Origin of the sequence: Nonomuraea solani (assembly GCF_900108335.1) — a bacterium.
GTDB classification, from domain to species: domain Bacteria; phylum Actinomycetota; class Actinomycetes; order Streptosporangiales; family Streptosporangiaceae; genus Nonomuraea; species Nonomuraea solani.
This window is the reverse complement of the sequence record NZ_FNVT01000040.1, coordinates 33,306-54,405: the sequence shown is the minus strand read 5'-3', so window position 1 is coordinate 54,405 and position 21,100 is coordinate 33,306. Positions and strand designations below refer to the sequence as shown.

Here is a 21,100-nt window from a genome sequence, read left to right as displayed (position 1 = left end):
GCGCGGCCGGCCAGCGCCAGCCCGATCGCGGCCAGGCGGTCGGTCAGCCCGGCAGTGCGCCGCGCGAACGGCGCGGTCAGGCCGGGTATCTGCTCGGCGAACGTCGCCGCACCACATCCGGGATCATCGCAGCGGAACCGTCGAACGCCGACATCGATCCGCACGGGGCGACCGGAGATCGGCAGATCGGCCAGCCTCCGGCGGTAGCCGCCATGCGTCCTGGCCGACGTTGTGCCGCAGTTCGGGCACGTGGCCGCTGGTATCGCCGAGCCGACCGTGAACACGACTGCATCTTCCTCGACCTGCACGGACTCCACCCGGGCTGCTGCAAGGTGCGGCAGAAGTAACTCAAACTCCTGATTTATGCACGCGGACCAGCATCGCCAACCCGCGCACCTCGACGCGGGAGCGACACGAACCCGATTGGCCCTGCAACAAGATCAGCGCCAGAGCCCAATTGCTTGTCGCTCTACATCGATCACGTAGAGATCGAAAGGCCAAGCAGAAACGGAGTCAGGCCTGTCCAGGTCTGGTGTGATCACCCGCCGGCTGTGAAGGACGCAAGCCGTCTCGGAGGGCTGGAAGAAGCTGCCCCGCGATCACCGCCATGCTGCCCGAGCACACGCCCGGCGGACGCCACATTTCGCGCGGACCGGCGGCACGGACCTTCCACGAAATCCTGGTTCTCGTCGCCGCCGGCGCCGCCGTCCGCCCGCTCAACGCACACGTCACCCGGTACTACACCCACCCCGATATCACCTACGTGCCGATCGGCGACGCCCCGCCCACCGAGTGGGCGCTGGTCTGGCACACCACTCGCGACAACCCCTCCCTGCGCGCCTTCGTCGAGACCGCCCGCGCCCTCGGGTCCCGGCCGATGGACCGCGGCACCCCCACCCGCTGACTCACGCAGGCCCCCGGCCTGTGACGTGCCACGGCCAAATGCGGGGGCGTTGCCAACGAACGTGCGATCAAAAAGTTGATCTCGAAATGGTCGCGGCGTCGACTACAGGTACTCGACGTAGCCGGCGGCGATGTCCTCGGGCGGGTTGGTGTACCGGTGGATGTAGCGCTGAGACTGGTGGCCGAGCCGGCGCTGGAGCTGTAGGCGTCGCTGCCGGTGGCCTCGGCAAGCGCGAAAGCGTACGAATGTCGCAGGTCATGGGGCCTGAGCGGGCTGATGTGCCGGGCCGGGTCGCCATGTTCGGCGTCGTGCCAGCGACCGATCTGCTCGCAGATCAGGTTGATCGAGCGCGGCGAGAGACGGCCGGCGGGAGCCGATCGAGGCGGTGGACAGGAACAGCGCGGCCGACGTCGCGCCGGCGTCAGCCGGGCGCTCGCGCTCGAGATAGTCGGACAGGGCGGGTGCGGCCGTCGGCGCCGAGGAACACGGTGCGGGACGTGCGGCCCTTGCCGCGGACGCCGCTGATCTTCGCCTTCTTCGCCGCGCGCAGCGCCTCCGGCGTGTTCGGGACGATCTGGTCGAGGTCGAGGTTGACCAGATCCTCGCGGCGCAGGCCGGTGCCGAGCAGGGTGTGCACGATCGCGCGGTCACGCAGCGGCCGGGCATGGCCGTGCAGCTCGCCGGCACCGGACCGGCGGCGGCCCTTGTGCTGGTGGAAGCGCGGTAGCCGGTCGAGCACGTTCTTCAGTGTGCGGACCTGGCCGGGGTTCAGGGCGCGGGGTTCGAGCGGCGGCAGCGGTAGGTCACCGACCTTCGCGCACGGGTTGCCGTGCGGCAGGGCGGCCGGGTCGTGGGTGCACACCCAGGTGGTGAACCCGGACAGCGAGGCGAGGTGGGTGTTGACCGTCGCCGGGGCCAGGCCGAGCCCGCCGGCGGCCGGGTCGGCGGTGAGGTGGTTGCGCCAGGCGACGACCTCGCGCTGGATGACGGCGGAGAGCCGGTCGTGGCCGTGGGCGGCGTGGAAGTGGTCGCGGAACCGGGCCAGGTGCAGGGCGATCTTGTCGGCGACCTCAGGCGAGCGGACGCCGCGGACGGCGGCGTCGAGATAGCGGCCGGCCCACGCCTCGATCGCGTCCGGGACGGTCAGGCCGCCGATCGGCAGCGGCACAACCTTTCGGAAGGCAATCTGCGCCGATCCGCGCGGAGCTCGCTTTCGGTCACCTGGGCGGTCATGGCGCCAGGTTACCGGTTCCCTTCACAGAAGGGACCTTCCCTGAAGGGAACCCGCAGACCCGTCTGTCGCCGGTTGGAGCTGGCGGTGAGGCTCTTGAGGTGAACCCGGGTTTGGCCGGCCTCGGGCAGGCCGAGGTCGGTGTAAAGACCTAGAGCGTGCTGGTAGTGCTCGCGCGCGAGGTTGAAGTTCCCGAGAGCGCGGTGGACGTGGCCGAGCCCGGTGTGGGCGCGAGCCTGCTGGTCCCGGCTCCAGACCTCGGCGGCGATGGTGTGGGCGGCGGTGTGGTGGGCGAGGGCGTCGGCGGTGTGGCCCGCAGCGTGCGCGGCCTCACCGAGGCCATTGAGTGGCCACGGTTCGAACCCCCGGAAGCCGGACTCGCGGCAGCCAGTTAAGGCCCGTTGGTGGTATTCGGCGGCCTGGGTAGGCCGACCGAGACGAGTATGCAGGACGCCGATACCGTCCAGCGCGGCGCATTCTCCATTGCGGTTGCCCAGCTGCCGGTAGAGGGTCAGGGCCTGCTGTAAGCGGTCGCTGGCCGGCCCGTACCGACCCGACCGTACCTCGACCTCCCCGAGGTGAATCAGTGCGTAAGCTTCGCCGTCCCGGTCGCCTGTCTGCCGGTGCAGGAGTAGGGCCTGCTCGTAGTAGTTAGCGGCCTGCCGGTGACGGCCTAGCAGCGCCTCGACGATACCGAGCCCGGTTAGCCCGCGGGCTTCGCCGTTGCGGTCGCCGGCCTGCCGGTGCAGGGGCACGGCCTGCGTGAAGTGGTCGGCAGCCGCCTGGAAACGGCACGCCTCGTGCGCAGTGGTGCCGAGGTCGTTCAGCGTGCGAGCTTGGCCGTCCGGGTCGCCGGCCTGCCGGAACAGAGCCAGGGCCTGCTGGAGGTGCATAGTAGCCGGCCCGTACTGACCCAGCCGCCAGAGAGCGATCCCGAGATCGTTCAAGGCGTGGGCGTGGGCGTGGGCGTGGGCGTGTCCGGTCGGGTCGCCGGTGTGGAGCACGGCGTGGTGTGCGTGACCGTGCACGGTAACGGCGTCGGTGTGGTGACCGCCGGAAAGGTAGCGGTACAAGGTGCGGGAGAGCCTAATGGCGTGGGCGGGCCATCCGTTGGTAGCGGTATGCGCGGCGACGGCAACCAGGGCGGGCCGTTCGGTGTCCAACCACTCTCGCGCTCTGTCTGGGTCGGTCAGGTCCGGGGTGGGGGTGTCAACCAGGGGGATCTGCGGCCGGAGGCGGGTCTCGGCGGGGTACAGGGTGTTCATGGCGGCGGCGGCATTGACGAGGTAGTGATCGAACAGGCGAGTCAGGGCAGTACGACGCTCGGATGGTGGATCTTCGTCGGCGGCTCGGGTGGTGGCGTAGGCGCGGACGAGGTCGTGGAAGGTGTAGCGACCGGGAAAGCTTTGCTGCAGCAGATGGTCACCGCACAGGTGGGCCAGGAGTGCTCGGACCGTGCCAAGATCGGCGTCGGCCAAGGTCGCCGCGGCGTAGGCGTCGAGGTCTTGTCCGGGGTGTAGGGCGAGCAGGCGCAGCAGTCGCCGCTGGTCGGCGGGGAGGCGCTGGTAGGACAGGTGGAGGGCGAGTTCAGCGCCAGTGTCCAGGCGCCGCTGGTGGTGTCGTTCGTCGAGCCGGTCGGCGTGATCAGTCATCGTCCAGCCGGGTGTGTTGCGGATGTGCCCGGCGACCAGGCTCAGGGCCAGAGGCAGGTAGCCGCAGCGCTGGGCGATCCGGGCCGCGGCGAGCGGATCTGGGCCGGCGGGAACCCCGGGGACCGCGTGGGTGAGGAAGGCCAGGGCTTCGTCGGGGGTGAACACGTCCACGGACAGGTAGGTCGCGGGGTGTAGGTCGGCCAGGCTGCGCCGGCTGGTGACCAGGGTAAGGCAGCCTGGTGCGGCTGGTAGCAGCGGTCGGACCTGCTCGGTGGTAGCGGCGTTGTCCAGCACCACCAGGGCCCGGGTGCTGACGAGGCGGTCGCGGTAGGCGGCGGCCCGGGCTTCGAGGGTGTGGGGGATCTGCTGGCCGGACATCCCGAGCAAGCGCAGGAACCCGTCCAGCACGGCGGCCGGATCGGCCGGCGGCTGCGCCGGGTCGGGATCGAACCCGCGCAGGTTGACGAACAACACCCGATCGAACGGCCGCTCCTGATCGAGCAAATGTCCGGCATGCACGGCGAGCTGGGTCTTGCCGACCCCGGCCATCCCCTCGATCGCGGAGATCACCACCGCGCTCCCGCCCTCTACCGCGTGGCGGAGCCGGTCAAGTTCATGAGCGCGGCCGCTGAACCCGGCCAAATCCTGCGGCAGACTGTCCTGCACCCGGACCTGCGACACCGCCTCAATCTCCCCGCCGATCACACGAAGGGCCTGCCGCCACGCCGTCACGTACCCGGTGTCCGGGTGCAGCGCCTGGACCACCGCGAGCACCAGGTCGGTGTCCAGGCGTCGCCGGCCGGGCCGGAAGCAATACGCGACGGTGGACCTGTGCGTCAGCTCACCGGCCGGCCGACCCGCCGCCGTCCACGTCTTGTTGACCCGCTCCTTGATCGTCTCGTAGGAGGGGTCACCGGCCCAGACCTTCAACCGACGCAGCCCCTCGACCAGATCATCGAAGCTGCTCGCCTGCGCCGGGTCAGGCAGGGCCGTGAACACCTCTTCCGGCGCGGTCACCGGGTCCCCGGACAGCGGCACCGCTTACCCCCATAGATCGTGTCCGATGTCTCAGTGTTCGAGGCTACCGACCTCGGCACCGACGGCGGTCATCTATCAGACACTCCACGCCATTTGTTCCATAACGGACTTGTTTGGTGATGGCACCGAAGGTCGGCGTCCAAATTCGTCCAAATTCCACCCTCGCCGGAAATCGACGCCCAATACTCAGCGGCAGGGCCTGGCGACCGCGTACGCGAACCGACCTGCTGGCCTTGCCCGCATCACCCGCCGACCTTGCTGGGGATCCCGATGACAAGGCCAAGAGCTGGTAGCAGATAGTCGCGGCACCAGGCGATCCGGCCGCCGTGGCCGGAGCCGCTCCGACTGGAACCGCACGAAACTCAAGGAGGAACTGCGAGATGAGAAACACGCTTCGGATCTCCGCCGCGATGATCGTCGCGGTCGCCAGTCTCATGCTGAGCGCCACGTCGGCGTCAGCTGCCGGAAACACACACTACGAGAACGTGGGGAATCCGGGCTGGTGCCTGGACGGCGACGGGAGCGAGGCTTATCTCCACCGGTGCGGCCATGGACAAATTGACTTCCAGATGTGGACCGTCGGGGACGCGGGCTCTATGAAAGTGAAGCACACGGCGACCGGCGCATGCCTCAAGGCCTTGCCGACGGATCGTGTCGGCCTGGGTGGCTGCACCGATGCGGGAACTACCTGGTATGCGGCGGGCAAGAACGGCTGGGTGAAGTTCGTCAGTGACACCTGGGGCGCCGGCCGGTGCCTCATGCCTACCGGAACTTGGCAGGGGGGACTTTCGAAGTACCCCCTCATCGTGGACTGGTGCGACCCTAACAACCACCTCGCCAACCCCCGCGACGTCGACGGCAATGTCCCGAACTGGCTCGCCTGGCGCTGGTTCTAGGTGACTGGTGTACACGTGGGTTGACACGATCCGACCGGCCCGGCGGCCACGACCAGGCGCCGGGCCGCGCCGCAGTGAGCAGGGGTGTCGCCGACCGGCGCCACCGTGTCCAGCAACCCCAGCGCCGTGACGGATGGGCGTTTCCCGCCATCGATCACCTGGAAGTCGTTCCAGCTCAGCAGATGCGACTGCAGGACCACGCTGTCGCTGCCCGCCTCGGACTGAAGCCGTACCGCAGTGCCTGATATCCCGACTACCGTGTGGTCGGTCTGGTCGAAACGGATGCGATCGCCGAGCTTCAGCACCTCACGACCGGTCAACGTCGCCGTACTCCCTTCCTGGTGACACCACCGACGACTCGCTCAGCGGGAAACGCAGGTCAACCGTCAAGACCTGGTGCCAGAGCAGGTGGAAGAGCATGGGCAGCACCCGGATGGGATCTCCTACTGCGCAAGCGCCCGCCATCAGCCCGGTTGGGATGGCGAAGGTCTCCAGCATGGGCTGGATGGTCTTCTCCATGCGGTGAGGCAAAACCGACCACGTCCGTGTCGAAGTCCAGCATCGCGTGATCACGTTCCAGCCAGGACTCAAAGCCCACGTGCCGTCCCGACGTCGCAGACCACCAAAGACCTGGGAAGTTACGCTGTCCCTTGAAAGACGGGAACGAGCGAACCGGCGCCACCTGCTCGAAGGCCACCGACCGGAGCTCTGCCAACGGCCTGCGTACCTCACGTCCCGCGTCGAGGAAGACCACCTCGAATCCGGACGCGGCTTCCACCACTCCATCGGCGACTCGGCTGCCCTCAAACAGCCGATCGCGCCGACTCTATCGATCTCAGAGTCGGCTGCTCATGGTGTATCGGTGTCGTACGTCGTCGCCCTGCCCATCAGAAACGTCGACAATGCCAGGCAGTTCATTGAGCAGGCGGGTCTGAGTTGCCTGAGATAGGAAATGATGATGCAAGTCGAGTTTGCGCAGGTGTGTAAGCGGCTGACCGGTCAGTAACGCCTCCGCGCCGGTGTCACTGAGCGTGCCCAACGACAGGTCCAGCGTCTCTAACGCGGTCACCACCGGTGCTGTCGCCACTGCCATGGCTATCTCATCTGCGATCTCGGCGTTACGCAGGCCCAGGTACCGCAGCCGCGGCCACCGTGCCCCGGACAGGATCGGCGCGAGATCGTCGACAGTCGGCCCGCCGTGGAGCTCGTCGCCAAACCACAGCTCGAGGTGCTCTAGAGCCGGCAGATCAGACTCCAAGATCGCCGCAACCGTATCGCGGGACAGTTCGCCAGACTCGATCGCCAGGTGCCGCAGCGACGTGTGCGTGAGCGGATGGCGAAGCCCTGTGCTGTCGCCCATGCCGCCGCGGATCCGCAGTATCTCAAGCTGCGGGTAAGCGGCGAGCAACTCCTTCGCGTGGGCGTCGTACCACTGATTGATACCGGCTTGCTCGCCGACGAACATCGCCTTGAGCTTGGTCAACCGTTCGGCCGCCTCGCGCAGGATCTGGATCGGCGCCTCGTCCTCCTCCAGCTCTGGCCCCCATCGTCCGACCACCAGCGCCTCGACGGAGTCGGGCGGCACGACGTCGAGGAACCCCTCGAAAACCGCTCGGAATATCGGATGGGTGCGATCCCCCGCGGCCTCCGCCAATGCGTCCCACAGGTCCTCGTCGTAGTCGTCATCCGCCTGCGGACCGATGCTGATTCTCCAGGCCACAGTCTCATCGGACCGCCGACCATCCGGTTCGTCGCCACCGAAATCGACGATCGCACTACCGGCGAAGGAAGTAGGGTGCTCGGCACCGTCCGGGTAATGACGGTAGTGCCGCGCGTACCCCCAGGTCATTTGCGCTCCCGTTCGATAACCATCGGGTTTGCCGCGGTTGGCTCGCCTCGCGTCCCTTGCAGAGGGAAGCCAACCTCAAATCCAGGTGCAACCCCCGCCACCCCGCCGGCGACCAGTCGCAGAACCGGGAGTCAGCCCGTCGCCAGCTCTGGCCGCCTAACTCCGCGCTGATCGTGTCAAAATATGATCAACACGTCAAGATCGCCGATCGCTTGCCACCTTCATGACAACAAGCATGAGCAACTGCCAACTTCAGCGATCAAGGACACTCGGCCCCGAACCGGGCGGGCTCTCCAGCGCCGACCCCGACGTCGCCGGGCTCACGATCGCTGAGTTCATTCCCCCGCGGGTGATGGCCCTGCGGCAGATCCCGAACGGCTTCCCGCCGACCTCCTGAGAGCCCGCCCGGATGGTGTCAGGCCGGCCGGATCCGGTAGGCCCGGACGACCGTCTGCGTCACCGTGTTGCCCGCCCCGTCCACGGCGTGGGCGCGCAGGGACACGAACCCGTCGCCCGCCGGGTGGCGCAGGACGGCCGCCGAACCGTGGATCTCGGCCCTGGTCCAGGTGGCGCCGTCGTCGTAGGAGACCTCCACCGAGAGCCGCCTGACGGGACGGGCGGCGCTGCCCGCCAGCGGCCGCACGCTCACCGGCACCGTGAAGCGCCGCTCGGACGGGGCGGAGTTCTCGGAGTCGAGGGCAGGGGTGAAGCGCACGACCGACACGGGCAGCCGGGCGGGCGCGTCGCCCGCGACGTGCCCGGACCGGAACGTCCACTCGCCGGACACCCGGGTGGACAGCGTCGCGGGTGCTCCGCGCTCGCTCTCGACGACGAGCCGATAGGCGGCCTCCCGCGCGGGCACGGCGAAGCTCGTCACGATCTCCGGCTGCTCGCTCACGAGGGTGCCGTCACGGTAGAGGGCGGTCCGCTGCGCCGCCCGGGAGGAGTAGCCGAGCGACCCTCTGCCGTCGCCGTACATGAGCAGGTCGGTGGAGATCACGTCGCCGGTACGGCTGACGCCCTCGGAGTTCTGCGCGCCCGCCCAGGGCAGGGCGGGCGAGAAGACGCCGCGGTTCCAGGCTTCGGTGTAGGCCCGTCCTGAGCGGTAGCGCTTGAAGGGGGACTCGAACCGGTTGAGCCGGCCGTCGGGGGCGTACTCGTACAGGAAACGCTGCCAGCGGATGCCGTCGTCGGTGTTGACGTACTCGACCTGCTCGAATGGTGTGCCGGAGGTGGTGGGCGACAGGTAGGAGAAGATCATGCCGTCGCGCGGCCAGGCGCGGCTGGAGGCGTCGGCCTCCGCGTCGGGCAGGTGGCGGGCGTAGTCGGTGCGGATGGCGGCCAGGTCCCGCTGGGCCACGCGCCGCTCGAATCCGGTGACCATGCCTCCGGGGTGGAACCAGGTCAGGTGATAGGCGTACGGGCTGCCGACCCGGCCGGCGGCCCAGCGTCCGGCGACCTTGGTGCGTACGCCCGGATAGGTGCGTTCGGGGCCGAGCTGGGCGGTGTACGCACTGTCGTAGGAGTCGCCGAGCCAGCCCCAGCTACGTGATGACCCATCGGCCTTCTGGTACTGGTAGACGATCTCGGCCAGCAGCGGAGCGGCATCGGCGCGGGGAGGCGTCAGCGCGATCGGCCGGCCCAGCCGCGCGTCGGCGTCCACGGCCTGCGACCGGTCCAGTTCGAGAGCCGGGTGGACGAGGAGCGTCCTGCTCCGGTCGTCGCGGATGGAGGTCCTGATCTGCCATCTGCCCTTGGGCAGCCGCAGGGTGACCGGCCCTTCGGGCGCCTCCACGTCGATCGGCGTCTGGTCGCCGTCCAGTGAGTACAGCGTCGTGAAGGTCTGGGTGGCCGGCCGGCCGCTCCTGTCGGTGAACGTGAGGGTGAGGTCGTAGCTCTCCTTCTCCTTGTCGACCCCGACCGGCGTGCTGATGACCAGGTCACCGTCGCCGGTGGCGACGATGTGCCCGCCGAGGAGGCCGTCGGGCCCGCCGGCGCTGGTGTCGGAGGTGACGACGGCCTCGGCCTGCCCGCCCGCGGGGACGGTCAGTGTGCCGGGTACGACGCTGAAGGACTTGTCGCCACGCGTCTCCAGGCGCAGCGTCACCGGCTGCGGCTGGTGGTTGCGATAGACGATCTTCTTGCTGACCGGCTGGTCGTCGTCGTGCGGCCACGCCTGCTTCCCGAAGCCGAGGCCGGGCGGTTCCGCGGTGACGGCCTGGCTCGTTACGCGGGCCGCGTCGACGAGCCCCGAGCCCTGGGCGAAGACCCCGATCCCCGGCAGCGGGCGGGCGGCGGCCATGAGGGCCGCCTTGAGCGTGCCGCCCTTCCAGCCGGGGTGCGCCCCGGCCAGCAGCGCCGCGACGCCCGCGACGTGCGGCGTGGCCATGGAGGTGCCGGACATGGCGACGTAGGAGCCGTCGCCGGGGCTGTCCTTGCCGCGGGCGGCGGTGATGTCCACGCCGGGAGCGGTGATGTCCGGTTTGAGGCCGTCATCGCCGGTGCGCGGCCCGCGGCTGGCGAAGCCGGCCTGCTCGCCCGACTTGCCGACGGCGCCGACCGCGAGCGCGGCGTCGGCGGTGCCGGGCGAGTTGAGCGTACGATCGGCGCCGTAGTTGCCGGCCGCCGCCACGAACAGGGTGCCGTAACGTTCGGTGAGCGTCTGTACGGCCTCCTCCAGCGGGTCGACTCCGGGCGTGTCCGGGCCCCCGAGGCTCAGGTTGACGACTTTCGCGCCCTGCTCGGCCGCCCACTGCATGCCCGCCAGGATGGCCGAGTCCATGCACCACTGCGACTCGCAGACCTTGCCGTCCAGCAGCGTCGCCCCGGGGGCCACGCCACGATGCGTACCACCCGAGGCCGCGCCGCTGCCCGCGATGGTGGCGGCCACGTGCGTGCCGTGGCCGATCACGTCGCGCTCGTCCGGGACCTCGGTGAAGTCGGCCCGCGCCGCGACCCGCCCGGCGAGGTCGGGATGCGTCGCGTCGATCCCGGTGTCGAGCACCGCCACCTTGACGCCGGCGCCGGTGTGGCCGCGCTCCCACGCCTGCGGCGCGCCCACCTGCCTGACGCTCTCGTCGAGGGAGACGCGCCGGCGCCCGTCGAGCCAGATCCTGCCCGTGCCGGCCGCGAGCGCCTGCCACGTCCGCACGGCGTCGTCCCTGCGCTGCCGTACGGCGAAGCCCCGCACCGCGCCCAGCGACCTGAACCCGCTCATCGCGCGGACGGCCGGCGCGGAACCGGAGGCCCCGGTCACGAGCAGCGGGAGCTCTTTGCGGCTGTCGTCGTAGCCGAGCTCCAGCAGCCCGGTCACATCGAACAGCCGGGGGTCCAGCCGTCCGGCGGCGACCAGCGGCGCGGCGTCACCGGGTAAGACGCGCAGCCGCCCCCGCGCCTCGTCGGTGAGGAAGGTGACCTTCTCCCTGCCCTCGCCCGGCTCGACCATCGCGCTCGTGGGGCCGGTCACGGTCACCTTGTCGCCGGTGATCAAAGTGATCGTACCGGTCGCCGTCCGGGCCGCCGCGACCGCCTGTGGGTGGACCGTCGTGGCCGTGACGAGCACGGCGACACCAGCCCACCATGTCATTCTTCGCACGCATTTTTCCGATCATCGGGGACATGCCATTACGTATCGTCCGATGATCTCGATCTTCTTCACAGCCCGCATCAGCCTCAGCGGCGCGTACGGTTCACCATGACCAGCCCGGCGATGAACGACCCGAGCAGGACCGGCGACAGGACCGCGAGGGCGCCCCACACGACGAGGCCGAGATAGCCGAGCGCGGACGAACCGTACGCCGGGTCGGCGTCGGCCACCGCGAACAGCCCCAGGCCGAGAACGACACCGGCCACCGTGAGCGCGATCGGCGTCCACAGGAGCACGTGGGCCCACACACGATATGCCCGGCTGCGGGCACGCCGGGCCGACGGCACGTTCGGCGGTGGGGGATACCCGACGGATTCGCTCATGCCGCATTTGTACCAGCCCGCATGGCCCCGGACCGTCACGGCGGCCTGATGCTACGGTTGGCTCTCCAATGCGCACGTAAGGGGACGTATTGTTTGGCATTGTCCGCCCGTGTCAGCACGTCCTGTGCAAAGGGCTCTACGCGGACTGGATGGGCCACCTGTGCGGGCTCTGCCTGGCGCTCCGCGACGAGCACGGACATCTGTCCCGTCTCGTCACCAACTACGATGGCCTGCTCGTGTCCGTCCTCACCGAAGCCCAGACGCCCGCGCCCACGTCGCGCCGGAGGGCGGGCCCGTGTGCGCTGCGCGGCTTCAAGGGCGCCGACGTGGTGGAGTCCGAGGGGGTACGGCTGGCGGCCTCGGTGTCGCTGCTCCTGGCGGCCGGCAAGGTGAATGACCATGTGGCGGACGGGGACGGCGTGTACGCCCGCCGCCCGGTGGCCGCCGGCGCCACCCGGCTGGCGGGCCGCTGGTCCTCGGCTGGCACGTCCATGGCCGGCACGCTGGGCTTCGACCCTGCCCCGCTGACGGCGGCGGCCGGCCGCCAGGCCCTCCTGGAACGCGCCCCGGCGCCGGGGTTACGAGCGTTGACGGGGCCTGCCGAGGACGCCGTGGCCGCCGCGTTCGCGCACACGGCGGTGCTCGCCGGCAAGCCGCACAACCGGGAGGCGCTGGAGGCGGCCGGTCGCGGGTTCGGGAGGCTGGCACACCTGATCGACGCTGTGGAGGACCTGGACGACGACCGGGCGTCCGGGGCGTACAACCCGCTGGCCGCCACCGGCACCGGCCTGGACGAGGCGCGCCGCCACTGCGACGCCGCGCACGCCGAACTGCGCGCCGCCGTGGACGAGCTGGACCTGCCCCGCCCCGGCCTGACGCGCGCCCTGCTGGTGCGCGAGACCGGCACCGCCGTCTCCCGGGCCTTCGCCACCGCCGGAACACCCGGCCACCGCCCCAGTCACCCGCCCGGCGATCCCGGCGCGCCGCCGGGGCGACGGCCGCCGAAGCGGGATCCCGGCGGGCTGCTGTCGCTGGCGTGCGCCGCGCTGACCTGCTGCACGTGCGGCCTGTACCGGCCCGCCTGGGACGAGGACCACGAGAGCTCCTGCTGCTCCCGCTTCGACTGCTCCGGCTACGACTGCTGTGGCAACTGCGGCAACTGCGGCTCCTGCTGCGAGGACGGTTGTTGCTGCGACGGCTGCAGCTGCGACTGACCGCCGCTCAGATGGTGAGTTCCTCGATCATGGCTTGGGCCAGCGTGGCCGTCCGTTCCTCGTCGTTGTCCAGGGCGATGATGGCGAAACCGGAGCACCGATCGGCGAGGCGGACGAGTTGCACGCTCAGCCCGGCCCATCGACCACCGTGCCGGTAGATCGGCCGGCCCGCGTGCTCGCGGACGTCGAGGGCCCACGCGTAGTCGAGCCGCGTGCCGTCGTCCAGGCGGCCGGGCGTCTGCAGGAGCGCGGAGACGCCCAGCTCGTCGCGTTGCAGGGCCTGGTTCCAGCGGATGAGGTCCGGGAGAGTGGACCAGAGCCCGCCGTCGCCGAGGGACAGCGGCGCCGGGTAGTGCGGGTCGAGAGGCACGGCTCCGGGCGGATGCGGGGCCGGGCCGGACCAGTATCGGCTGCCGGCCATCCCGAGCGGGGCGAACACGTGCTCGCGGGCGAAGCCGGGCAGCGGCCGGTTCGCCGCGCGTTCGACGATGACGGCCAGGCAGACGTAGCCGGCGTTGCCGTAGCGGTGTTCGGTCCCGGGGGTGCTGATGAGGTGGTCGAGCCGGGCGAGCGCGGCGATGACGCCGGCGGTGGTGCGGTCGAGCCTCGCGCGATGCAGATCGTCGAATTCGACGCCCTCGGGCAGGCCGCTGGTGTGGGAGATCAGATGGCGCAGGCGCACGCCGCCCGCCCAGGCGGGAAGCTCGGGCATCCACTGCGCCAACGTCGATTCGACGTCCAGCCGGCCCTGCCGCACGAGGAGAGCCGCGCAGGCGGCCGTGACCTGTTTGGACAGCGACGCGGTGTAGACGATCGCGCCGGCGGTCAACGGCTCTCCTGTTGCGGTCCGTCCTCTGGCCAGGAAGACAGGCGGTGCGCCGTCCTGCTGCACGCCGACCATGAGCGGGTCGTGGGCGCCGTAGCCGGCCATCCTGACGAGGGCGGCGGTCCGGTCTGAGTTCGGTGGCATCCTGCACAGTGTGCCGCTCGAACCGCGGAGGTGCCCTCCAATTTCCCGCTGGAGGGTCAGCCGCAGTGGACGTTGTTGACCTCGCGGGTCACATAGTCCGGCACGGTCCCGCCACGTCGATGCACTGCCCGGACGCGGAGACGTAGACCGGGCCGGCGTAGCTCTCGTAACGCCCGGCATCGGTGGATGATCCGCTGCCGTCGCCTCGCGAGATCGTGACCCGTTTCCAGCTCGTGGTGTTGGCGTAGGCGCCGTAGCCGTAGGTCAGGGCGCAGTTCTTTCCGGTGCCGGAGCTGTAGTGGACCTCCAGCGTGCCCGTACGGGTCCCGTCTTTGGTGATGGAGTAGACGCCGATCCGGGAGTAGCCGCTGCCGCAGGGCCCGGCCGCGCCGGCCGGGGCGGCGCCCGCCACCAGCGTGGGGGCGGCGGCCAGGGCCGCACCGATCAGGAGAGTTGCCAGCTTACGTGTGCGCACGAATATCCTTTCGGCTTCAGGTGGGCTGATCTCGAACACGGCAGCGACCATGCTTCGTTGAATGGAGTATGGTCAAGGCGTGTGCCGGCAACTCAGAAGGGATTCATGTGAGCACCTGGCCGAACGGCGCCTCCGGGGCATGGTGATCCGCAAACGCGCCCCACGCTCCACGCAGAGCATCGACGTGACTCGCCTTCCTGAGGACGTCGTGGCGCTCATCGACGCCCTTGAGCCTGGTGTGACCCTGGTCCTCACGCGTGACGGCGCGTCGATCGCGACGATCTCCAGCACCGTCGACGTGGTCCAAGGGGCCGTCGTCGAGGGCGACGCGCCGGATGAGGCCGGCGACCAAGCGCCGATCGACGCGCCGATCGACCACGACGGCGTGACGGTCGTGGCCACCGCGATGGAGCTGTCGGCCGCGGCCCGGGTGACACTGTCCACCCAGCTCGGTACGGACTACGTGGTGCTCGACATGCACGCGGCTCCCGCCACGGCCGACGTGCTGCTGATCCCTCCAGGCAGCCCGCAGTTGATCGCGGCGCTCCGCTCGATGTTCCCGAAGGCTCGCGTCGTCATCACCGAGATCGAGGACGACGAGCTCGGAGTCCAGTACCACGGCCCGGTCCGGCGGCTACTCGCCGCCGGCGCCGACGCGTATCTGCCTCCGGCGACCCTCCCACTCCTGGCCAGGCAGCTCGACTACACACTGAACCAAGGACGCGAGATCACCGGCGGGGCCGCGGCACCACTGGAGATCGCACCGGCCCCTCCAGACGACGCATGACCCCGCGCGGCCACCCCAAGTTTCGGTCCAGCGTGGCCGGCTCAGCCGAACAGTGACAGGTCCACGGAGTCGGCCAGGGCCCGGTAGCCCGCGTCGCTGCCGTGCAGATGGTCGCCGCAGTGGAAGTCGTCCCTGATCCGGCCGGGGTGGGCGGGGTCGCGCCAGACGGCGTCGAAGTCCAGCACCGCGTCGAAGGCGCCGCTCGTACGGATCCAGGCGTTGACCCTCTGACGTGCGCTCTCGCCCTCCGGCGTGTGGATCTCCGCGCCCCCGTACGGCGCGATCGTGGTGGCGTAGACCCGCACGCCGCGTTCGTGCGCCCGGGCGATCAGTTGGCGGTAGCCCGCGATGACGTCGTCCGTCGTCACCGGCGCGCCGGGGAACATCTTCAGGAAATCGGCCAGGGGGCCGTCGTCGTCGCGTGGGGCGTACGAGATGGCGATGTCGTTGCCGCCCACGGAGAGCACCACGTGGCCGAGGCCGGGCGTCGCCAGCACGTCGCGGTCGAAGCGGGCCAGGGCGGACGCGCCGATGCCGTCGTTGAGCAGCCGGTTGCCGCTGATGCCCTGGTTGGAGACGTAGGCGGCGGCCCCGCCACGCTCGGCGAGCAGCTCCGGCCAGCTGTGGTTGGTGTCCGGGGTCGAGCCGGCTCCGTCGGTACGGGAGTCGCCCACCACCACGATGCCCGTAGCCGGGACGTCGGGGAGCAGCTCGACGGCGGAGATCAGGGCTCGTACCGGCAGAATCTCGGCGTTCTCCGGCAGGGCGAGGGCGGCGACGGCGTCGCCCGGGATCGTCCAGCCGGTCTCCAGGGCGGGGTCGTGGCAGGTGCAGGTCTCCACGCGCCCCGGCAGGTAGAGGCTGATGGACAGCTTGGCGAGGGCGGGCAGGGGCAGGTCGACCGGATCGCTGAGGATCGGCGCGCCCGCCGGGACGGTGACGTCCGGCGCGCCGGAGAAGGTCAGCACGCGCTCGCTGCCCGGCCGTACGCCGCCGCCGGGCGCCGCGAGGCCCACCCGCGCCGCGCCGAGGGCGAAGGGCGCGGTCCCGAACTCGTTGGTGAAGCGGACGCGCACCCGGCGACCGCCGCCGCCGATGCGTACCACCTGGCGCAGGGTCACGTCGGCGAGGGGCGGGTGGCCGTCGAGCGAGCCGAGCCCATCATGGGCCGCCTGGGGCGAGGCGCCCCAGCTTCGTACCCAGTCGATCATCTTGTGCCTCCTGAATGGGGTGCGTGCTGGCAGGTGAAGACTGGGGCGGGCCGCACACACGGGGCACACACGGCGCTGACAGGGCCGCAACGGATTTGGGGCATGGCGGGGGAGCGCGCGAAGATCGGGGAATGGACAGGGACGCACGGCTTCGCGTCACGCTGCTCGGCGCGTTCCAGGTGTCGCGCGGTGACGCCGTCCTGCCCGTTCCTGGCGCGCGGTTGCGGGGCCTGCTCGTACGGCTGGCGCTCGCCGGAGGCCGTGCCGTCGAGCCCGGCGTCCTGGCCGACGCGATCTGGGCCGACGAGCCGCCCTCCGGCCCCGCCCACGCCCTGCACACCCTCGTCACCCGCCTGCGCAGAGCTCTGAGCCCGGCCGGCGTGGCCGGTGGCGTGGTGGCGCAGGTCGCGGGCGGCTACCGGCTGGCGGTGGACGCGGCCGACGTGGACGCGCTGCGCTTCGAGCAGCTCACCGCCACCGGCCGGGAGAGGCTGTGGGCAGGTGACCCGGAGGCCGCGGCCGCCGCGCTCACCGAGGCCGTGGCGTTGTGGGGCGACCACCCTGGCGCGGAACCCGCGCTCATCGCCGCGGTCGCACCCACGGTCGCGACCAGGTTGGCACAGGTGTCGATCGAGGCGGTCGCCGACCTCGCCGACGCCGAGCTGTCGCTGGGACGGGCCGAGGCGGCCGCCGCCCGGCTGACCGGGTTGCTGGCCGGCCGGCCGGTCCACGAGCGGGCGGCCGCGCTCCTGATGGACGCGCTCGCCGCTCAAGGACGTCAGGCCGAGGCGCTCACCGTCTACGAGCGGACGCGCGAGACCCTGGCCGACCTTCTCGGCGCCGACCCCGGCACCGCCCTGCGGGAACGCCACCTGCGCCTGCTACGCCCCGGACAGACCCCAGGCCAGAGGCCGGCCGGCCTGCCCACGCCGCCGGCCGGCCTGCCAGCGCCGCTGACCGGCTTCATCGGCCGCGACGACGACCTTGCCCGCATCGCCGCCCTGCTCACCACCGGCCGCCTGGTCACCGTCCTCGGCCCCGGCGGCGCCGGGAAGACCCGGCTCGCGCTGGAGGCCGCCCGCCGCCAAGAGCACGACGCCTGGCTCATCGACCTCGCGTCCGTCACCGAACCGGCGGAGATCGTCACGGCCGTGCTCGCCGGGATCGGGCTGCGGGGCGGTCCGATGTTCGACGCCCGCAGGCGGATGGAGCGTGACGAACTGGACGGCCTGGTCGGCGAGCTCGGCGGCCGGAAGGGCCTGCTCCTGGTCGACAACTGCGAGCACCTGATCGACGCCGTGGCCCGCCTGGTCGCGGCGCTGCTGCCCCGCTGCCCAGGGCTGCGCGTGCTCGCCACCAGCCGCGAACCCCTCGCGATCGACGGCGAGGCCCTCGTGCCGCTGGCCCCGCTCACGCTGCCCGCCCCGGACGACGGCGTCGAACAGGCCAGGAGGGCGGCCTCGGTGCGCCTGTTCACCGAGCGGGCCGCCGCCGTGCGACCCGGTTTCGACGTCAACGAGAGCACGCTGCCCGACATCGTCCGCGTGGTGCGCGGCCTGGACGGCCTGCCGCTGGCCCTCGAACTGGCCGCCGCCCGGTTGCGTACGCTGTCACTGCCCGGCCTGGCCGACGGGCTCTCCGACCGGTTCCGGCTGCTCACCACCGGCAGCCGCACCGCACCGCCCCGGCACCGTACCCTGAGTGCCGTCATCGCCTGGAGCTGGGACCTGCTGGGCGAACACGAACGTACCGTCGCGGAACGGATCTCCATCCTGCCCGGCGGCGTCACACCCGCCTCGGCCACCGCCGTCTGCGCCGGCACCACCGTGCCCGCCGCCGGCATCCCCGAACTGCTCGCCACCCTCGTCGACCGCTCACTGTTGTATCTCGCGCCCGGCACCGGCCGCTACCGCATGCTCGAAACCATCCGCGAGTACGGCGCCGCCCGCCTCACCGATACCGGCGACCTCGGCCCGGCCCGCGACCTGGCCGCCGCCCACTTCACCGGGCTGATGACCCGCCACGACCCCCACCTGCTCGGCCCCGGCCAGGTGACGGCCATGAAGGTCATCGGCGCCGAGTACGACAACACGCTCGCCGCCCTGCGCCACCTGTGCGCCACCCACGACTCCCACGGCGCGATCACCCTCGCCCTGTCCCTGACCTGGTACTGGCAGATGTTCGGCCGCCACACCGACGCCGCCCACTGGCTCGGCGAGGCCCTGGCGGTGCCCGGCGGCGGGCCGGCGCCCGAGCGCGACTGCGCCCGGGCCGCCCACCTGCTCAACCGGGCCGACATCCTGTCGGAGATCACGCCCGGCGAAGCCGCGGACGACCGGGCGGAGATGCGCGAGCTGGCCGACCGGCTGCTCGCGCATCCCGGGCTGCCGGGCCACCACCGCGTGTTCGGCCCGATCCTGCTCTTCCTGCGGGAGGAGCAGGCCGCGCTCGCGAGCTTCCAGCGCCTGGCCGACGGCGACGACGTGTGGCTGGCCGGGCTGGCCCACATGTTCCAGGCCGAGATCGCCGAGAACGGGGGCGCGCTCGACCGGACGCGCGTCCACGTGGAGGCGGCCCTGACCCGCTTCCGGCAGGCCGGCGACCGCTGGGGGCAGGCCGCCACGCTGCCGATGCGCGCCCGGCTGCGGCGATACGACGATCTCGACGGCGCGCTGGCCGACCTGCGCGAGGCCCGGCGGCTGGCGGGGGAGTTCGGCTCGCTCAGCCTCGGCGACCGGCTCTACAGCGACCTGCGCTGGATCGACGTGCACATCCGGCGCGGCGACACCGACCGGGCGATGGCGCTGATCGGCTCCGCCAGGGAGCGGGCACTGGGCGCGTCCTCGGCGGAGATGCTGGTCCTGATCGACGCGCGGGAGGCCGACCTCCGGGTACGCCTCGGCGACCTGGACCGGGCGGGCGACCTGCTCGACGACGCCGAACGGCGCCTGCTCGGCGACACCGCGTTCTCCTCCGGCCATGCCCGTACGCTGGCCGGCAGCGTACGGGCCGCGCTCTGCCTGGCGCTGGACGACCTGCCCGGTGCCGAAAAGGCGCTGCGGGAGGCGTACGCGGCCGCGCTGGCGACCCGGGAACTGCCGGTCCTGTCGCTGGTGACGGTGCACGCGGCCGCGCTCGCCGAGGCGCGCGGACGGCAGCACGAGTCGGCCGCGCTGCTCGGGACCGCAGCCCGGCAGCGGGGGGCCCACGACCGCACCGATCCGCTGATCCGCGAACTCACCCGCCGGGGTCAGGCCGTACTGGGCGAGGAAGAGTTCGCCGCGGCGTACACGAAAGGCTGGGAGACGACCGGGATCGCAGCCGGCCTGTAGGACAACGTGGCCCCCGAAGATCCTCATCAGGCCGAGCCGTCGAATCACTCCCAGGTGACCGGCAGTTCGTGGACGCCGTAGATGCTCATGTCGTGACGGAACCGGATCTCCTCACGTGGCACGGCGAGCCGCAGGTTCGGCAGGCGGCGCAGCAGCGTGGGCAGGGCGATCTCCAGTTCGGCGCGGGCGAGGGTCTGGCCGAGACACTGGTGCACGACGTAGCCGAAGGCCATGTGCGCGCGGACGTTGCGGTCGATGTCGAGGGTGTCGCGTCGAGGAAGGCCGGGTCACGGTTGGCCGCGGGCAGGGTCATGATCAGCCCTTCGCCCGCGCGGACGAGCGCGCCGCCGATCTCGATGTCCTCCTTGGCCACCCGGCTGTGCACGATCGTCAGATACCGCACCAACTCCTCGACCGGCCACCCACTCAGGCCGCCACCGTCGCCCTGCGTCTTTCCCAGGATGGTTGGAGTCGCACGACGATCGATGTTCCCGGCGGTTCAGCTTTGGTCGTCGAAGGTGACGACCACCTTTTCGGCCGCGCCTGGTGTCAGGGCGAGTTCAAAGGCACGCTCGGCCTCGGAGAACGGGACGAGGTGGCTGATCAGCCGGGCGAAGCGCTCCTGGTGCCGCACGATCTCGGGGGTGACCTCGAAGATCTCCGTGGGATAACCCTGGGACGCGATGAGCGTCATCTCGCTCCTGAGCATGGCGCCGAGGTCGATGGCGTCCGACTTCTTCTGCACGGCGACCATGACGAGTTTGGCGCCCCACTTCGCCGATGCCGTCGCGGTGTTGATGACGGCGGCGGCGCCGGCCGCGTCGATGTAGATGTCGGTGTCGGGGCGGGTCGCCCCGAGCGCGTTCACGCCTTCGCCGTGAAGTTCCATCAGGCGGGTGGTCACGTCCTCGCTGGAGGAGTCGATGACGGCGTCCGCCCCGACGGCCAGCGCGGTCTCCAGGCGCTGGGGGATGACGTCGGCGACGACCACGTGCTGGACGCCGCGTAGCTTCAGCCAGATCGTGGCTCCGAGCCCGATCGGCCCGGCCCCGAACACCACGACCTTGTCGGCCGGCCGGGCTTCGGAGCGATTGACGCAGTGCCGCGCGACGGCCATGGGCTCATTGAGCGCGGCGACGGCGAAGGGCACCCCGTCGGGGAAGACCGCCACGCTCTTGCCGACGACGGCGTTCTCGATGATCAGATACTCCCGCATGCCGCCCAGCGCGCCTCCGCAGCCGATGATGCCGGAGGGAGCGGCCTGCGGGTTGACGACCACACGATCGCCGGCCTTCAGGCCGATGACCTCCGCCCCCACTTCGACGACCTCTCCGGCCGGCTCATGCCCGAGCGGCACCGGAATCATTTGCCCGCCGGGGCCGAACGGACCTCCGCCCATGTGCAGGAAGGCCACATCTGTGCCGCAGATGCCGCAGGCGCGCACCCGTAGCAGCACGTCTCTGGAGCCGGGAACAGGACGCTCGACGTCTACGACCTCGATCGTGCCTGGTGTGCTGGTCTGCGCGGATTTCATGGTTGCCATGGTGAAAACTCTTTCTGTAGGCGGGCGGG

Annotated in this window: 19 protein-coding genes; 6 read left to right on the top strand and 13 right to left on the bottom strand. The window is 70.9% G+C overall.

Translation table 11 applies throughout. The annotated features are described in order from the left end of the window. Positions 1-308 (bottom strand): transposase family protein (locus C4V41_RS57965; RefSeq protein ID WP_146103744.1); only part of this gene is annotated, 308 nt, incomplete at its 3' end. Positions 309-607: 299 nt separating this feature from the next. Between C4V41_RS57965 and C4V41_RS57960 the strand changes: the two genes are divergently transcribed. Then, positions 608-904: a type 2 periplasmic-binding domain-containing protein gene (locus C4V41_RS57960; RefSeq protein WP_103964591.1), complete on the top strand. Its 297-nt coding sequence runs from the start codon at positions 608-610 to the stop codon at positions 902-904. A gap of 421 nt (positions 905-1,325) precedes the next feature. On the opposite strand, the gene C4V41_RS57955 is transcribed toward C4V41_RS57960, so the two are convergent. Together C4V41_RS57955 and C4V41_RS57950 are read right to left on the bottom strand one after the other, a co-directional pair. Next, positions 1,326-2,072, bottom strand: coding sequence for a tyrosine-type recombinase/integrase (locus tag C4V41_RS57955; protein WP_103964590.1), 747 nt, complete (start codon positions 2,070-2,072; stop codon positions 1,326-1,328). Positions 2,073-2,146: 74 nt separating this feature from the next. Further along, on the bottom strand, positions 2,147-4,825 hold the full coding sequence (locus tag C4V41_RS57950; protein ID WP_200824992.1) for a tetratricopeptide repeat protein: 2,679 nt from the start codon (positions 4,823-4,825) through the stop codon (positions 2,147-2,149). A 380-nt stretch (positions 4,826-5,205) separates the two neighbouring features. On the opposite strand from C4V41_RS57950, the gene C4V41_RS57945 reads away from it, so the two are divergent. Beyond that, entirely contained in the window at positions 5,206-5,721 is a 516-nt protein-coding gene (locus C4V41_RS57945) for a hypothetical protein (RefSeq protein WP_103964589.1), read from the top strand. Here the strand turns inward: C4V41_RS57945 and C4V41_RS57940 are convergent. The 3 genes from C4V41_RS57940 to C4V41_RS57930 form a co-directional block, all read right to left on the bottom strand. Continuing rightward, the gene (locus C4V41_RS57940) at positions 5,718-6,041 is read right to left on the bottom strand and encodes a hypothetical protein (RefSeq protein ID WP_146104233.1); all 324 of its coding nucleotides are present in this window, start codon (positions 6,039-6,041) and stop codon (positions 5,718-5,720) included. The two genes, C4V41_RS57945 and C4V41_RS57940, sit on opposite strands and share 4 nt — an antisense overlap. Then, complete coding sequence (locus tag C4V41_RS63725; protein ID WP_200824991.1) at positions 6,028-6,240, bottom strand: hypothetical protein; 213 nt, start codon at positions 6,238-6,240, stop codon at positions 6,028-6,030. Before C4V41_RS63725 ends, C4V41_RS57940 begins: the two co-directional genes overlap by 14 nt. Positions 6,241-6,556: 316 nt before the next feature. Further along, entirely contained in the window at positions 6,557-7,570 is a 1,014-nt protein-coding gene (locus tag C4V41_RS57930) for a cytoplasmic protein (RefSeq protein WP_103964587.1), read from the bottom strand. A 235-nt stretch (positions 7,571-7,805) separates the two neighbouring features. On the opposite strand from C4V41_RS57930, the gene C4V41_RS62585 reads away from it, so the two are divergent. Next, positions 7,806-7,967: a hypothetical protein gene (locus C4V41_RS62585; protein ID WP_160150771.1), complete on the top strand. Its 162-nt coding sequence runs from the start codon at positions 7,806-7,808 to the stop codon at positions 7,965-7,967. A gap of 18 nt (positions 7,968-7,985) precedes the next feature. On the opposite strand, the gene C4V41_RS57925 is transcribed toward C4V41_RS62585, so the two are convergent. Both C4V41_RS57925 and C4V41_RS57920 read right to left on the bottom strand, forming a co-directional pair. Then, entirely contained in the window at positions 7,986-11,156 is a 3,171-nt protein-coding gene (locus C4V41_RS57925; RefSeq protein ID WP_235031056.1) for a S8 family serine peptidase, read from the bottom strand. Positions 11,157-11,242: 86 nt separating this feature from the next. Beyond that, positions 11,243-11,539 (bottom strand): hypothetical protein, encoded by a 297-nt coding sequence (locus C4V41_RS57920; RefSeq protein ID WP_146104231.1) that lies wholly within the window; start codon positions 11,537-11,539, stop codon positions 11,243-11,245. An 89-nt stretch (positions 11,540-11,628) separates the two neighbouring features. Here C4V41_RS57920 and C4V41_RS57915 point away from each other — a divergent pair, with 89 nt between their 5' ends. Then, positions 11,629-12,753: a DUF5685 family protein gene (locus C4V41_RS57915; RefSeq protein ID WP_103964584.1), complete on the top strand. Its 1,125-nt coding sequence runs from the start codon at positions 11,629-11,631 to the stop codon at positions 12,751-12,753. Positions 12,754-12,760: 7 nt separating this feature from the next. Here C4V41_RS57915 and C4V41_RS57910 read toward each other — a convergent pair whose 3' ends face one another. Then, complete coding sequence (locus tag C4V41_RS57910) at positions 12,761-13,723, bottom strand: serine hydrolase domain-containing protein (protein WP_160150770.1); 963 nt, start codon at positions 13,721-13,723, stop codon at positions 12,761-12,763. An 88-nt stretch (positions 13,724-13,811) separates the two neighbouring features. Next, on the bottom strand, positions 13,812-14,198 hold the full coding sequence (locus C4V41_RS57905) for a spore-associated protein A (RefSeq protein ID WP_103964582.1): 387 nt from the start codon (positions 14,196-14,198) through the stop codon (positions 13,812-13,814). A gap of 184 nt (positions 14,199-14,382) precedes the next feature. Between C4V41_RS57905 and C4V41_RS57900 the strand changes: the two genes are divergently transcribed. After that, the gene (locus C4V41_RS57900; RefSeq protein ID WP_235031055.1) at positions 14,383-14,985 is read left to right on the top strand and encodes a hypothetical protein; all 603 of its coding nucleotides are present in this window, start codon (positions 14,383-14,385) and stop codon (positions 14,983-14,985) included. 41 nt (positions 14,986-15,026) lie between these two features. Here C4V41_RS57900 and C4V41_RS57895 read toward each other — a convergent pair whose 3' ends face one another. Continuing rightward, entirely contained in the window at positions 15,027-16,196 is a 1,170-nt protein-coding gene (locus C4V41_RS57895) for an SGNH/GDSL hydrolase family protein (RefSeq protein ID WP_103964581.1), read from the bottom strand. Between the two features lie 131 nt (positions 16,197-16,327). Here C4V41_RS57895 and C4V41_RS57890 point away from each other — a divergent pair, with 131 nt between their 5' ends. Beyond that, positions 16,328-19,528 (top strand): BTAD domain-containing putative transcriptional regulator, encoded by a 3,201-nt coding sequence (locus tag C4V41_RS57890; protein ID WP_103964580.1) that lies wholly within the window; start codon positions 16,328-16,330, stop codon positions 19,526-19,528. A 44-nt stretch (positions 19,529-19,572) separates the two neighbouring features. Here the strand turns inward: C4V41_RS57890 and C4V41_RS65060 are convergent, their stop codons facing one another. Then, positions 19,573-19,761 carry a hypothetical protein gene (locus C4V41_RS65060; protein WP_235031054.1) on the bottom strand — a complete coding sequence of 63 codons (189 nt, stop codon included), beginning with the start codon at positions 19,759-19,761 and terminating at the stop codon, positions 19,573-19,575. A 266-nt stretch (positions 19,762-20,027) separates the two neighbouring features. Continuing rightward, the gene (locus C4V41_RS57880; protein ID WP_200824990.1) at positions 20,028-21,062 is read right to left on the bottom strand and encodes a zinc-dependent alcohol dehydrogenase; all 1,035 of its coding nucleotides are present in this window, start codon (positions 21,060-21,062) and stop codon (positions 20,028-20,030) included. Between the last annotated feature and the right edge of the window lie 38 nt (positions 21,063-21,100).